Below are 13,764 nucleotides of genomic sequence, written 5' to 3'. Positions count from 1 at the left end.
TATGAAAAGCACGCTTGCCAAGCTGGTCGCGCTTGGTCTGCTCTTGGTCGCCTGCGTCGGCGGATGGTTGGCGCTGGGCTGGTGGGGCGGTGCAGAGGTAGAGGAGGAGACGGCGTTTACCGTCGCCTCCGGCTCCACGCTCACATCGGTCGCTAATGATCTGGAGGAAGCGGGGCACATCGCCTCCGCCGATGCCTTCCTGCTGCGCGCGAAGATTTTTGGCAGTGGTGATCCGATCAAGGCGGGCGAGTTCATGCTGGCAGCTGGTGCGAGCGCGGCGAGCATTCTCGACACCTTCCAGCACGGCGCGGCGATTGCCTACAGCATCACCATTCCCGAAGGCACGCCCTCTGTGGTTGTGCACGATCTGCTGATGGCGGAAGAGCTGCTGGTGGGCGATATTCCGGTGCCCGAAGAGGGCTCCGTCCTGCCCGACACCTACAATTTCGAACGCGGGGAGGAGCGGATTGCCGTCCTCGCGCGGATGCAGCGGGCGATGGACGAAACGCTGGCAGAGCTTTGGCCCAACCGCACAAGCCGCACCGTCGCGACCACCCCCGAAGAGGCGGTTGTTCTCGCCAGCATTGTCGAAAAGGAAACCGGCGTTCCGGAAGAGCGGCGCGAAGTTGCGGGGCTCTATTCCAACCGCATCCGCCAGGGGATTATGCTGCAAGCTGATCCGACGATTATCTACCCGATCACTCGTGGCCGTCCGCTGGGCCGCCGTATCCGCCAGTCGGAAATCCAGGCGATCAATGATTACAACACCTACTCGATGGTCGGCCTGCCGCGCGGTCCGATCACCAATCCGGGCAGGGCCAGCATCGAAGCGGTGCTCAATCCGGCGGAGACCAATGCGATCTATATGGTCGCCGATGGCAGCGGCGGGCACGAGTTCAACGAGACGCTCGAAGGGCATAACGCCGCTGTCGAACGCTGGTTCGCTCTGCGCCGCGAGCGCGGGGAAATGTGACGCCGATGCAGCATGGCGGGCCAGCGCCGCTGATCCTGACGGCCATGTTGCCCGATGATCTGCACGCATGGGCCACCGCGCTGCGCCGTGATTATTTTCCGCCGGAACGCAATTTTCTCGACGCCCATGTCACACTGTTCCACGCTTTGCCGCCAAGCGCGGAGAGCGAGGTGCGCGATTGCTGCGCGGCTTTGGCGAGGTGCAATGCGCCGGTTCCTGCCCGTCTTGTGGGGCTGATGAAGCTGGGCAAGGGCACTGCCATCCAGCTTGAAAGCGACAGGATGCTGGCGATCCGGCTGGATTTGGCAGAACGGTTCCACGGCCTCCTTACCCCGCAAGACGAGCACGCGCCGCGCCTTCACATCACCATCCAGAACAAGGTCAGCATTGAAGAGGCGAAGGCATTGCAGGCCAGCCTTGGCCCGCAGATCATCCCGCGCAATTTCGCCTTTGCGGGCCTGTCTTTGCACGCCTATCGCGGCGGGCCGTGGGAGCACATCAAAAGCTGGCGTTTTCGCGGTTGACCGCGCGCCTCCTGCACCCTAAATGCCGCGCCTTGCCCGCCGCCACAGGAGCTGCGGGCTGGCCTTTGTGGCGGAGTAGCTCAGGTGGTTAGAGCAGCGGAATCATAATCCGCGTGTCGGGGGTTCGAGTCCCTCCTCCGCTACCATTCATTCCTTTGATATCGTTTGATTAAATATCAAGATCACTGCATTTCGCGGGAAAAGCGATGTTGCATCTTGTTGCGCTGATTTCCGGCGTATTTCTCGGCATTCCGCTCAATTCCGGCGAGTCCGTGCAACATATCTGCGGCAAGGTTGGGGGGAATATTCGCGGGAAGGATGGGGGAAGGGTAAAAGCTGGTGTGATCGCATCTAGAACCGCCTTCTGACCCTCTCGTTATCGCAAACACAGTTTTTCGCCCGCGCGCGCGAGGGAACGACAAGGGTTGTAGCAAACGGCCATTTGCTGATGGAAAAGGCGCGGGACGATCGACACGATCGACAATCCGAGAGTGATGAATTTGCCTAATGATTTAGGAAAATAATTGGCGCGGTGTGCGTCTGCCTCTAGCGTTGGCTGGCAGTCATGAGGGATTGATCCATGGAAACGCCGCTTCGCCAATTGCTCGCCCAGTATCGCGACCATTCCCAGACCGAAAGGGAAAAGGGCACCTACTTTGAGCGGCTGGCGATTGTTTTTATGCAGCGCGATCCCGGCATGGTGCAAGAATATGAGGATTGCTGGGATTTCGCTACTTGGGCGCGGCAACAGGGATTGCCAGCCGGGGATAATGGCATCGATGCCGTAGCCAAGATCAGGGGTGAGGACAGTTTTTGCGCGATCCAGTGCAAATTCTATCGTGAAGGTGGCAGCATTCCCAAAGGGGAATTGGACAAGTTTCTCAGCACGCTGGGAGCGTCGCGGCATTTTTCGCGCGGCCTGATTATCGAGACAACGGGCAGGGAGTTTAGCGCCAATGCCAGCGCGCTCTTTGATGATTTGAACGTCACAAGCGTTGGCTTGGATCGGCTGGAGGAAAGCCCGATCGATTGGTCAGCATTCCTGATCAATGGCGAAATCCGGCTGGAGCCGCCCAAAGAATTGCGTAAGCATCAGGCCGAGGCGCTGGAGGCCGTTCGCAAGGGGCTGGCCGAGGCCGATCGCGGCAAGCTGATCATGGCTTGCGGCACTGGCAAGACATTTACCGGGCTTAAGATCGCAGAGGATATGGTGGGAGCTGGCGGCAATGTGCTGGTGCTGTTGCCATCGCTGGCGCTGGTCAATCAGACGATCAGGGAATGGACGATCGATAGCCAGACCCCGCTGCGATCCTTTGCGGTTTGTTCTGATAGCCAAGTCGGCAAGCGTAAGGGCGCGGGCGGTAGTGATGATATTGCCGAGGTCGAGCGGCACGATCTTGATTATCCTGCCACCACAAATGCAGCGCGGCTGGCCAGCAAGGCTGCAAATGATGCCAGCGATCGAATGACGGTGGTGTTTTCCACTTATCAGAGCATCCAAGTGATCAGCGATGCTCAGCGGCTCCACGGTTTGCCGGAATTTGACCTGATCATTTGTGATGAGGCGCATCGCACTACGGGGGCAACGCTTGCCGGGGAGGATGAAAGCAATTTCGTGAAGGTTCACGATCAGGATTTCCTGAAAGCAGGCAAACGGCTTTACATGACCGCAACACCGCGCGTTTTTGGCGAAGCCGCCAAGGCAAAGGCAAGTGAGCACGCGGCGAAGCTGGCGGACATGGGTGACGAATCCATGTTTGGAAAAGACCTATTTGTGCGCGGGTTCGGCTGGGCAGTCGAGAATGAGCTGCTGACCGATTACAAGGTGATCGTGTTAGCGGTGGATGAAGCAATGATCAGCGCCAGCGTGCAGAATAGGCTGCGCGATGGCCCCAAAGAGCTCAAACTTGACGATGCGACCAAAATTATCGGTTGCTACAAGGCGCTTATAAAATCTGGCTTGGCGAATGAAGTGCTTACCGACTCCCAGCCGATGCAGCGCGCGCTCGCTTTTGCCAAAACTATTGATGCATCCAAAACAATCGCAAGTGAGTTTCGCGCGGTGGTAGAGGAATATCGCGCCAGTGAGGAAGGCCAAGAGGCGCTAGGCAATGCTGAACCGCTGACCGTGGAATTGCAGCACGTGGATGGCACCATGGGCGCGCGCGAACGGGCGCAAAAGCTGGATTGGCTAAAAGAGAGTCATGGTGATGCGATTTGCCGTATCCTGACCAATGCCCGTTGCCTATCTGAAGGGGTGGACGTTCCGGCGCTGGATGCGATCCTGTTTATGCACCCGCGCAAGAGCCAGATTGACGTGGTGCAATCGGTTGGCCGTGTAATGCGTCGTGCTCCCGGCAAAAAGATGGGATACGTGATCCTGCCAATCGGGGTGCCAGCCGGGACGTCCCCAGAAGAAGCTCTAAACGATAACGAGCGCTATCGGGTGGTCTGGCAAATCCTCAATGCGTTGCGATCGCACGATGAGCGCTTTGAGGGGCGGCTAAATCAGGCTGATCTTGGGGAGGATATCAGCGACAAGGTGCAGATTGTTCCCGTGACTGCGGGTCTGGTTACAGCAACCATCAATAACTTGCCCAGCCGCAGCATGGCCAAAGTGGCCGGGGCGGGCATCGGTGACGGCAGCGCGGCTAGTGATGACGAGGGCAGCGACGGGGATAGCAAGCCCAAACCCTTAAGCCCGTTCCAGAATGGATTTGACTTTGACGAATTTTCCAAGGCGATCATGGCCAAGATCGTCAAGAAATGCGGCCAACGCGATTATTGGGAGAATTGGGCAGGCGATATCGCCAAGATCGCCCAGACCCATATCAGCCGCATCACCGGGATCGTGGCGAAAGAGGGAACGCCAGAGCGCGAAGCCTTCGATGGGTTCCTGGCCGAAATCCGCGATGATCTGAATGACAGCATCAGCGAGGGCGAGGCGATAGAAATGCTCGCCCAGCATCTGATCACCCGCCCGGTATTCGATGCGCTGTTCGAGGGATACAGCTTCGCCCGGAACAACCCCGTTTCAAGGGCCATGGAGGCCGTTCTGGGCGCGTTGGATGAGCATCGGCTGGATCGGGAGGCGGAAAGCCTAGATCGCTTCTACGCTAGCGTAAAACGGCGCGCAGCGGGGGTGCAGACTGCCGAGGCCAAGCAGCGCATCATTGTCGAGCTGTATGACAAGTTTTTCCGCAACGCTTTCCCGAAAATGACAGAGCGGCTGGGCATCGTCTATACCCCGGTCGAGGTGGTGGATTTCATCATCCATTCGGTCAACGAGGTGCTGCAATCCGAATTTGGCCAGACCCTTGGCAGCAAGGGCGTGCATATTCTCGATCCGTTCACGGGCACGGGGACTTTCATAACCCGGCTGCTGCAATCCGGCCTGATCGCGCCCGATCAGCTGGAGCACAAATACCGCAACGAAATCCACGCAAACGAGATCGTGCTGCTGGCCTACTACATCGCGGCCATCAATATCGAGGCGGTCTATCACGGGCTTTCTGAAGGGGACTATGTGCCGTTCGATGGCATCTGTCTGACCGATACGTTCCAGCTTTATGAGCAGGACAAGGATTTGCTGGCGACACTGATGCCGGACAATTCCAGCCGCCGGACGCGCCAGAAAGCGCTGGATATTCGGGTAATCATGGGAAATCCGCCTTATTCAGTGGGGCAAAGCAGTGAAAATGATGCTGCCAAGAATCTTGAGTATCAAAAGCTCGATCAGCGGATCAGCGAAACCTACGTGGCGCGTTCTAACGCTACACTTTCCCGCAATCTCTACGACAGTTATGTTCGAGCTTTTCGATGGGCAAGCGACCGTATTGGGAACGCAGGTGTATTGGCATATGTTAGCAATGCTGGATGGCTTGAAGGGAACACTACTGACGGCTTGCGCCAATGCTTGGTAGAAGAATTTGCGAGCATTCACATTTTCCATTTGCGAGGCAATGCGCGCACCTCCGGCGAGCAGCGACGAAAAGAGAAAGACAACGTCTTTGGCCAAGGGACGCGGACGCCAGTCGCAATCACGGTTCTGGTGAAAAATCCGGCGGCACAAGCGAATGGCCAAATCTTTTTCCACGATATCGGTGATTACCTAACCGAGCACGAAAAGCTGACGATCATCTCTAAGTTCAAAAGTATCGGTGGAATACATGAGGCGCGCGGCTGGCAGTCTATCCGCCCAGATGATCATGGGGACTGGTTAAATCAGCGGGATGGTTCGTTCGATCAGTTTATGCCGCTCGGTGACAAGACGGGAGAGATGGACGCCATATTCAGTGGGTTCTCTATGGGACTGCTGAGCTCCCGCGACGTTTGGGTTTACAATTCCAGCCGGGATGCGCTCACATCATCGATCGACTGCACTTTGCGGCAATACGCCTCTGACGTTGAGCGGTTTACTGCAACCTACGGCAAGATTTCGTCTAAGGAAAAGAAGAACCTGATCGATGATTTTGTTGAGAGTGATCCCACAAAAATCAGCTGGAGTCGGGGTCTAAAGGGCAATGCCGCATCTGGAAAATTGATTTCATTCAATTCGGATAACATATTTCCAAGTCTGTATAGGCCTTTCACGCGTCAATGGTTGTATTACGATCGCGCATTGAACGAAATGGTCTACAAAATGCATAGCATCTATCCCTTCGCCAAGCCTGACATTCAAAATCTATCGATTTGTTTGTCAGGAGTTGGGATGCGAGGGGCTTTCTCGGTCCTGATGGCGGATGCACTTCCCAGTTACAACTACGCCGATATGGGCAATAATCAGTGTTTCCCGCGCTATCTCTACTCGGAAGTTGAAGCGCCACGCGAGGGCGAACTGGCGCTGGGCGAGGCTACTGAGGCCGGGTTGGTCAAGCGCGATGCCATCACCGATGCGGGGCTTGCGCATTTCCAAGCGGCCTATCCGGGCGAGGCTATCACCAAGGATGATCTGTTTTACTACGCCTACGGCCTGCTGCATTCGCCCGAATACCGGGAACGCTTTGCCGATAACCTCTCCAAGCAATTGCCCCGTATCCCAGCCGTAAAAAAGGCGGCGGATTTCTGGGCATTCGTGGAGGCAGGGCGCAAGCTGGGCGATCTGCACTGCGATTTCGACAATGCCGAGCCTTACCCCGTAACAATCGCAGAGGGCGATTTGCGGCTGGCCTCCATTCCCGATCCAGAGCGGTATTACCGGGTCGAGAAAATGAAATTCGCGGGCAAGCGGCCAAACTTGGATAAGACCACGGTGATCTACAATTCCAATATCACGATCACGGGCATCCCGCTGGAGGCCTATGATTACGTGGTGAACGGCAAGGCCGCGCTCGATTGGGTGATGGAACGCCAGTGCGTGAAGGTCGATAAGGCCAGCGGGATCGTGAACGACGCAAACCGCTACGCGATCGAAACCATGGGTGATCCGGCCTATCCCCTGAAGCTATTCCAGCGAGTGATAACGATCAGTCTGGAGACAATGGCGATTGTGCGGGCACTGCCCAAGCTGGAGATTGATGGGTGAGCTTTCTTTCGCGGGCATACGAAAAGTTGGTGCACCGTTTTGAACGTTAAGCTGAAATCAACCAATTGGAATCTAGAGGAGCAACTAGTGTTGACATATGTTCACACTTATCTAAATGCAGGAGGCAATCCTGAGTAGCAGGCCGCGCCACCCGCATAAGGAAATTGAGGCCGCCGTGGCTTACGCTGAGGATTTGGGTTGGCGTTGGTTTGAATTGACTGGCCATGGGTGGGGCAAGTTGCTTTGTCCACTTGCCGACCGGGAGGGGTGTCAGATTTTTGTTTACAGCACGCCGCGTAACCCTGAGCGAGCGGCGCGTGGCTATCGACGCGACATCGAGCGATGCGAGTGTGCGAAAAAGGAGGAGAAGCGAAGTGAAGGTGCATGAATTCACCATCATAGTTTCCGGCTTCCACCCGGATCGTGATGATATTGCGAATATCTTTTTTGAGGCAGGTTGCGATGATGCAACTTTGGCTTTCCAGAAAGGCGTTCTTATTGTCAGCTTCGACAGAGAAGCCCCCAGCTTTTCATCGGCGGTGATTTCCGCTGTTGAGAACGTCGTGGCGACTGGTGGGAAAATTGAGCGATTTGAACCTGACCACTTAGTTAGCTTATCGGATATCGCGAAGCGCGCGGGACTTAGCCGTGGCGCTATCACCAATTACCACAATGGCGATCGAGGGGAGAATTTTCCTCCTCCTGCTGCGCGCGTAACCTCCGAGAGCCCCCTCTGGGATTGGTGCGAAGTTGCGACATGGCTGCATAATCGCAGGCAATTATCTTTAGAGGAGGTGGTTCACGCTCGGATCGTCAAGGAAGCCAACCTCGTAATCTCAAATTGTGAGATGAAGCCGGATCATTTTGCGGGTCGAATGGAAGAGCGGCTTAGAGTCTTGGAGGTAGCCTAGAGCCTTTTTGCAAGTGGCATTCTGCTGATAAAACAGGAAAAGAGCAGCAAAATGGGCGGTTATGGATCAGGGCGACAAGGCGGCAGACCAATCGCCGAGCATTGTTTGCGGATTGATTTCGGATTTATGCTCCGCAAAGGCTTTGTTGCTCCGGGCGCTTGGCGCAATGGCACCTTGCGTTGGTCATCTGGAGGGCAGCCATCAGGCGATATCTCCTATTCTTGCGATATGCGTGATCCGGAAAATTCGCGGCTGGAGCTGCGCTATTCGGTGGTCAATCACCTTACCGGCGATCGAAAGCAGCAAATCCAAAATATCCGGCTAAGTTACACGGTGCCCAAATTTGGTGGAAAGCGGTGGTGGATGCATTGTCCGGTCAGCGGCGCGCGGGTTGGCCAGCTCTATTTGCCGCCGGGTGGTGAGCTTTTTGCCAGCCGAAAGGTCTGGCGTATCGGATACCGTTCGCAGCGAGTCCCTGACCATGAGAAGCCATTTGAGGCGCTTTTCAGGCTACAGCGGAGGCTGGGTTGCGCGGAGGGCTGGGCGATGCCCATTCGCCGCCCCAAGGGGATGCATCACAGCAGTTTTGGCAAGCTGGAGGAACGCTATTGGCAGCTCGATCATCATTGCGCGCAGGTCTTTGCTGGAATGGAGGCCAGGTTGGGCGGTTTAGGCGAAGGCATTGCAGATGCTTCCAGCCGCACTTAGGTTTTCACCGTGTTTGAAAAACCAGAGAGCAAATCGCCTCCCGATCCGAGCAGAGGGATCGGCTATTGGCGCAATCGTTTGCGCGACATTTTGGCTGGCGTTTTCTTTCTGGGCCTTTGGATAGCGTTTCTTTTCCTTTCGCTGCCGCTTAACGGCTAACATTTCCCCCAGACCCCATGGTAACAGCTGTATGTGCTGTGAAATTCCCACCAATGGAAATTGGCGGATTACTGCCGTTTTTCGCCGCTAGCGGGTGTGAAATTCACAGCCGGTTCGAGCTATTTTTCGATTGGGAGCGGGGGTGTCGCTGTGAAATCCACTATCGGGATTTTGTTTGCCGCGAGTTGCTTGCAGTAGCGAGACATTGCGCGGAGACCTTTCTCCGCCCGCTTGCTTTCCCGGCTCTTGGGCGCGGGTAGGTAGTCTTGCCAGCTGTTTTTGGGCGGCTTGCCATCGATTGAGAGCCAAGTCAGTCCCCAGCAACGCGCGCGCGACGTTTCGGCTGCCTTGACCGAGAAATGGGCATCCTTTGTCATAACGATTAGCCCGGTCGCTTGCAGCAAATCGAACGCCTTTATGAGAGGACGGGCATCAGCCATCCCCAGCCGATCGATCGCGTCCTTTACGCCAAGCCAAAGCGAACCATTGTTGCGCCCGTTTTCCATCATGATCAGCTCAATGAGCAACGCGCGCGCCACGGGATCAAGCGCGCGATAGGCGGCTGATTTCAGGATTTCGTGCGGTATCCCGGCAAACCGCTTGGTAGTGTTTTCATTGCGCCCGGTGGGATTAACCTTGTTGCGCCCGCGCTTGCGGCGGCTGGGCACGATTTAGCCAATGCTGTTGGAGCGAAATGCCGCTTCAAGCTCAGAACGCCGGAAATACATCGCGCGTCCTTTGCGGATAACGGGCAGGTGGCCTTGTTCAACCATGTGGTAAACCTGCCTTGCAGTCAGCACGCCACCCGTTTCGGCCTCAACAGCCTTGGCACCCTTGATAAGATCGGTCGAAAGCATTTCTATCCTTTCCGTCTTTTCCCTAGACCTTCGATTTGAAACGATGCTATGCAAGGTTTCACAGGTTGGTTGTATAGGCTGCCGGGGCGTTCGGCAAGTGACCTATGAAACCTTTCACAGGAAGGGTGTTGAAAAGTGGGTTTTGAGATCGCTTGGACGTTCGGAGAGCTGGAAAGCGTTCTAGCGAGCGTTCACGGCATTGATCAGAGCAAGCGAACCGCATTCCAGTCCCGGCTGAAAAATTTTCATCGGCTGGGTTATCCCGTTGGTTTTCACGCGGTGAAGGGCAAGGCTGCCACGTATACGCCGCTGCAAATCATCGAGATGGCGCTGGCTGTCGAAATGACTCAGCTGGGGCTGCCGCCAGAGCGGGCTAGCTGGGTTCTGGCCCGCAACCGCTGGCCGATCCTCATGGCAACAGAAATTGTCGGTCGCGAGCTTCGCCAAATGCCAGACGCATTCAGTTCGGAGCGCGGGCTTGCCGAACGCGCCCTTTCCATGTTCCTCTATTTCGATCCCACAGCTCTAAATCCACTGACTTTGCATCTGCCAGCCAAGGTCTTGCCCGATCTAGATGAGGCGGCAAATTCGTTTTTCTACGGTGGTATGGGAATTGTTCGGGAAGGGATCGCGGCTTGGACTAGTGGTCAATCCGCGCGCCTATCTCTAATCAACCTGACCGCCATGGCGGGGAATGTCGCAACAAGCCCATTCGACGAAGGCAGTAATGATGATCTAGCTTATCGCCGGGATTTTTTCCGGCTGCTGGAGGAAAGCGCATTCAAGACTAGGGAAGAATGGGGCGGCGGCGATGAAGCCGAGGAGGATTACGTTTTCAACCTCCTAGAGCGAGAAATGGTCACAGACCCAGCGTCGCTGGCCGATCATGCTAGCATCCCGCTCAATCGGGCGGTGAGATACTGCGACGAATTTCGCGAGCGATGGGGAGGAGGGGCATATGACAGCAATCCGCAAACGTGAATGGGTTTCACCCAAGGGCCAGAAAAAGACCGCTTGGCTGGTTGATTACAAGGATCAGCATGGGAAGCGGCGCGCCCGTCAGTTTCCTACTAAAAAAGAGGCTGAATATTATGCCGATCGCGCGCGAAACGAGATCAGGCAGGGTCGGCATACCCATGACCGCGATAGCATCACCGTAGCGGTGGCAGCTGATCTTTGGATCGCCGCTGGCGATGCCAACGGCTTAGAGCGCAGCACAATCAAGCGTTACCGCGAGCTGTCGAATTTGCATATCGTGCCTAAATTAGGCGCGCTTAAGCTCTCCCAGCTGACCAAGGCGCAAGTGATCGAGTGGCGGCAGGAATTGCTGACTGTCAAATCCCGATCGATGGCCAGCAAGATCATTCGCGCACTTTCGGCCATCCTGAGCAATGCCATGGAGATCGGCGCGATTAGCCAGAATGTCGCATCGGACGTAAAGGTGGGCAGGGCCAAGCGCGATGCCGAACGGGTCGAGCCGCCAGCGAGGGCCGATCTGAAAAAGATGATTGAGGCGGCAACCGATGATGAGCGGCCTTTCATCTTAACTGCCATCACCACGGGGCTGCGATCATCGGAGCTTCGCGGGTTATGCTGGCGCGATATTGACCTAAATGCGGGAACGCTGACTGTCCGCCAGCGCGCCGATCAATGGGGCGTTCTGGGTTCGCCCAAGAGCGAGGCAGGGAGGCGCACTATTCCCTTGCCGCCTCAACTTGTTGTCGAGCTGACTAGGTGGAAACTGCGATGCAAGCCCACCACTATCGGGCTGGTCTTTCCTAGCAGCGCGGGAACAGCATTGCGGCACAACAATGTGCTGCGCCGAATGTATTTCCCCTTGCAGGTCAGAGCGGGGCTGGCTGTGCCCAAACTGGACGCTAACGGAAGGCCGCTATTGGATGATGAGGGCAATCCGATTGTTACCGGTAAATATCGGTTTCACGCCTTGCGCCACGCTGCCGCTAGCGGCTGGATTGCCAACAAGATCGATCTGAAGCGCTTGCAGGTTTGGATCGGGCACGAAAGCATCCAGCTAACGCTTGATACCTATGGGCATTTGCTGGCAGACCAAGAGAGGGATGCCGAGCTGGCGATGTTGGCCAGCCGGGATTTGTTTGGGTAAGTTCGAATGGATCAGCTCGCATTTGAAGGTGGGAAGCTCCTTTCGCAGTTAGGTGGGACTGCGCTTATTGCTTGGCTTGCCGTGCGCTGGGCCGTGTCGAAGTTTAAGCAGGAAAAAAAGTGGGAGCAAAAACTGCAAATTTACAGCCGCATTTTGGCTGCGTTGCGCGAAATGCAGTTTGTGAACGATCAATGGGTAATTGAGGCCTACAGGGATTTTGAACGCGATCCGCAGGAAGCTTTAGCTTTGCAAAGTCGGTATCGCGACGCCAAACGTGATTTAGACCAATGCATTGCCATGTCACGATTGGTGCTTTCGGACTCCACTTACCAGACGCTTGCGAGACTGCGCGATGAGATTGAGAATTTTCGGGATGAGGATGCGTTTCTAACATATGACGGTGTGAGCGTGCTTTTGAAGCGTGCACAAGATGAGATTAGTGAGCTAGGCCGCGCCGCTTTGCGATGACCCTCTGCAACAAGATTGCAACACGATCCTTCCCAAGCCGCCTAAATCCGCCGACTATAGGCGGAATCATAATCCGCGTGTCGGGGGTTCGAGTCCCTCCTCCGCTACCAGGATCTCATATATCTTCACCTGAGGAAGGTCCACTTTTGGTTGGCCCGCCATGATGCGCCAATATCTGGCTTTGGTGTGGAGAGCAGCCGCTGGTGTGGCAGCGACGCGAACATCGCGAGGCTGTCTTCAGCCGAATCCCTCGCGATAAACACGCAAAAGATTCGCTCCGAGTAATTTCTCTGCCTGTGCGCGGGCCCATCCCCTCGCCATCAAATCGCGGGCAATTTGTCGGTAAACATCAAGATGATTGTAATCCGGGACCATGGGCATGAAGTCCTCGGTTTCACCTGGTGCAGCGACCCCGCTTGCGATCCGTTCGCGTAGATATTGACGAAGGGCCTCACGCTGCTCTTCGTTCATGTTGAGCGGAAGCAGATCATTGTCTGTTCCCAGAGTGACGCAATCCTCACCCCCCACATTGGCGATATGCTCGATATGGCGTAGCAGCAGTTCTCCGCTGGGCACTGGATCAGGGCCCAGATAAGGGAGCATATAGACCCCGACAGTTCCACCTTTGTCGGCAACCGCACGTATCGTCTCATCGTCTACGTGGCGCGGATGGGGATGGATCGCCATCGCACCTGTGTGACTGATCGTGGGAAGTTTCGCGTGCAAGGCGCCCTGACGCATGGTGTTCTGGCCGCCGTGTGAAAAATCGATCAGCATCCGGTTGGCTTCGACAGCATCGACTATATCATAGCCAAGCCGTGATATGCCGCCATCAGCTTCTTCAAGCGCGCCATCCCCGGCGAGATTGCGCAGGTTGTATGTGAGCTGCACCTGCCGCACGCCCATTTCGCGCATTCTTTGCACCCGGTCCAGATCGGCGCCGATCATGATCGTGTCCTGTGTGCCCCAGATGAGGGCGATCTTGCCTTCGCGTTTGGCCGCACGAATGTCATCCGCCTTATCGACTTTCATGAATCGATCAGGGTTGGCCATTATCCTGCCGGTCTGGAACTCGGCGCTTCTTTCGAAACTTTCCCATGTGCCATCGCCGTTACCGACAGGCCTCATGGTGATACGTAGAGCCGTGATCCCGGTGGCGACCGCTTCTTGCCAAGCGCGATCCGTTAATCGTGTCTGTCCTTCCGGTGCATAAGGATTGAAAACATCGTCCAAGCCGTCGATTATGATGGCGTCTGCGAAATCGTCCTGAAGGAACGCATTTGCGCCTGTCGGCATGGCAGAGATGCCTATCGCTATTGCTGACCCACTCAAAATTGACCTTCGTGACCACATCCCTGCCTCCCTATCTCGACTTGGGCTAGCAATTGGATAAATGAAGCGGATTGTCTACAACTGGTTCACAAGCCGGCAGTCCGCTTGTGGCGATCACAATCCGGGTGTCGGGGGTTCGAGTCCCTCCTCCGCTACCATTTCACCGAATTTGATGGTTGATCGGCA

At 56.0% G+C, this 13,764-nt stretch carries 13 protein-coding genes and 1 tRNA gene; 11 read left to right on the top strand and 3 right to left on the bottom strand.

The features are described from left to right. Nucleotide 1: 1 nt before the first annotated feature. The 8 genes from mltG to GC121_RS15375 all read left to right on the top strand — a co-directional run bounded on the left by mltG (nt 2) and on the right by GC121_RS15375 (nt 8,799). A complete protein-coding gene (gene mltG, locus GC121_RS13165; protein WP_151975071.1) occupies nt 2-973 on the top strand; it encodes an endolytic transglycosylase MltG in 972 nt (323 codons plus the stop codon). Nucleotides 974-978: 5 nt separating this feature from the next. Continuing rightward, on the top strand, nt 979-1,497 hold the full coding sequence (locus tag GC121_RS13160; protein WP_151975742.1) for a 2'-5' RNA ligase family protein: 519 nt from the start codon (nt 979-981) through the stop codon (nt 1,495-1,497). Nucleotides 1,498-1,566: 69 nt separating this feature from the next. Then, nucleotides 1,567-1,643, top strand: a tRNA-Met gene (locus tag GC121_RS13155). 60 nt (nt 1,644-1,703) lie between these two features. After that, nucleotides 1,704-1,865, top strand: coding sequence for a hypothetical protein (locus tag GC121_RS15380; protein WP_199857869.1), 162 nt, complete (start codon nt 1,704-1,706; stop codon nt 1,863-1,865). A 212-nt stretch (nt 1,866-2,077) separates the two neighbouring features. Further along, nucleotides 2,078-7,021 (top strand): type ISP restriction/modification enzyme, encoded by a 4,944-nt coding sequence (locus GC121_RS13150; protein WP_151975069.1) that lies wholly within the window; start codon nt 2,078-2,080, stop codon nt 7,019-7,021. A 317-nt stretch (nt 7,022-7,338) separates the two neighbouring features. Continuing rightward, nucleotides 7,339-7,932 (top strand): hypothetical protein, encoded by a 594-nt coding sequence (locus GC121_RS13140; protein WP_234421254.1) that lies wholly within the window; start codon nt 7,339-7,341, stop codon nt 7,930-7,932. A gap of 51 nt (nt 7,933-7,983) precedes the next feature. Next, entirely contained in the window at nt 7,984-8,640 is a 657-nt protein-coding gene (locus GC121_RS13135) for a hypothetical protein (RefSeq protein WP_151975063.1), read from the top strand. Between the two features lie 9 nt (nt 8,641-8,649). Then, nucleotides 8,650-8,799: a hypothetical protein gene (locus GC121_RS15375; protein ID WP_199857868.1), complete on the top strand. Its 150-nt coding sequence runs from the start codon at nt 8,650-8,652 to the stop codon at nt 8,797-8,799. Between the two features lie 119 nt (nt 8,800-8,918). Here GC121_RS15375 and GC121_RS13130 read toward each other — a convergent pair whose 3' ends face one another. Beyond that, complete coding sequence (locus tag GC121_RS13130) at nt 8,919-9,467, bottom strand: hypothetical protein (protein ID WP_151975061.1); 549 nt, start codon at nt 9,465-9,467, stop codon at nt 8,919-8,921. A gap of 3 nt (nt 9,468-9,470) precedes the next feature. After that, complete coding sequence (locus GC121_RS13125; RefSeq protein ID WP_151975059.1) at nt 9,471-9,656, bottom strand: helix-turn-helix domain-containing protein; 186 nt, start codon at nt 9,654-9,656, stop codon at nt 9,471-9,473. A 135-nt stretch (nt 9,657-9,791) separates the two neighbouring features. Between GC121_RS13125 and GC121_RS13120 the strand changes: the two genes are divergently transcribed. Genes GC121_RS13120 through GC121_RS13110 form a run of 3 tightly spaced genes read left to right on the top strand, consistent with a single transcriptional unit; the run spans nt 9,792 to nt 12,246 of the window. Continuing rightward, the gene (locus tag GC121_RS13120; RefSeq protein WP_151975057.1) at nt 9,792-10,637 is read left to right on the top strand and encodes a hypothetical protein; all 846 of its coding nucleotides are present in this window, start codon (nt 9,792-9,794) and stop codon (nt 10,635-10,637) included. Further along, nucleotides 10,615-11,778 (top strand): site-specific integrase, encoded by a 1,164-nt coding sequence (locus tag GC121_RS13115; RefSeq protein ID WP_151975055.1) that lies wholly within the window; start codon nt 10,615-10,617, stop codon nt 11,776-11,778. The genes GC121_RS13120 and GC121_RS13115 overlap by 23 nt, the downstream gene beginning before the upstream one ends. Before the next feature lie 6 nt (nt 11,779-11,784). Continuing rightward, on the top strand, nt 11,785-12,246 hold the full coding sequence (locus GC121_RS13110) for a hypothetical protein (RefSeq protein WP_151975053.1): 462 nt from the start codon (nt 11,785-11,787) through the stop codon (nt 12,244-12,246). 237 nt (nt 12,247-12,483) lie between these two features. Here the strand turns inward: GC121_RS13110 and GC121_RS13105 are convergent, their stop codons facing one another. Further along, entirely contained in the window at nt 12,484-13,542 is a 1,059-nt protein-coding gene (locus GC121_RS13105) for a membrane dipeptidase (protein WP_199857867.1), read from the bottom strand. Nucleotides 13,543-13,764 lie beyond the last annotated feature (222 nt).

The sequence above is a fragment of the Erythrobacter sp. EC-HK427 genome, assembly GCF_902498745.1.
Lineage (GTDB): Bacteria > Pseudomonadota > Alphaproteobacteria > Sphingomonadales > Sphingomonadaceae > Alteraurantiacibacter.
Note: the sequence above shows the minus strand (reverse complement) of the source record. Positions and strands in the feature narration are given on the sequence as shown.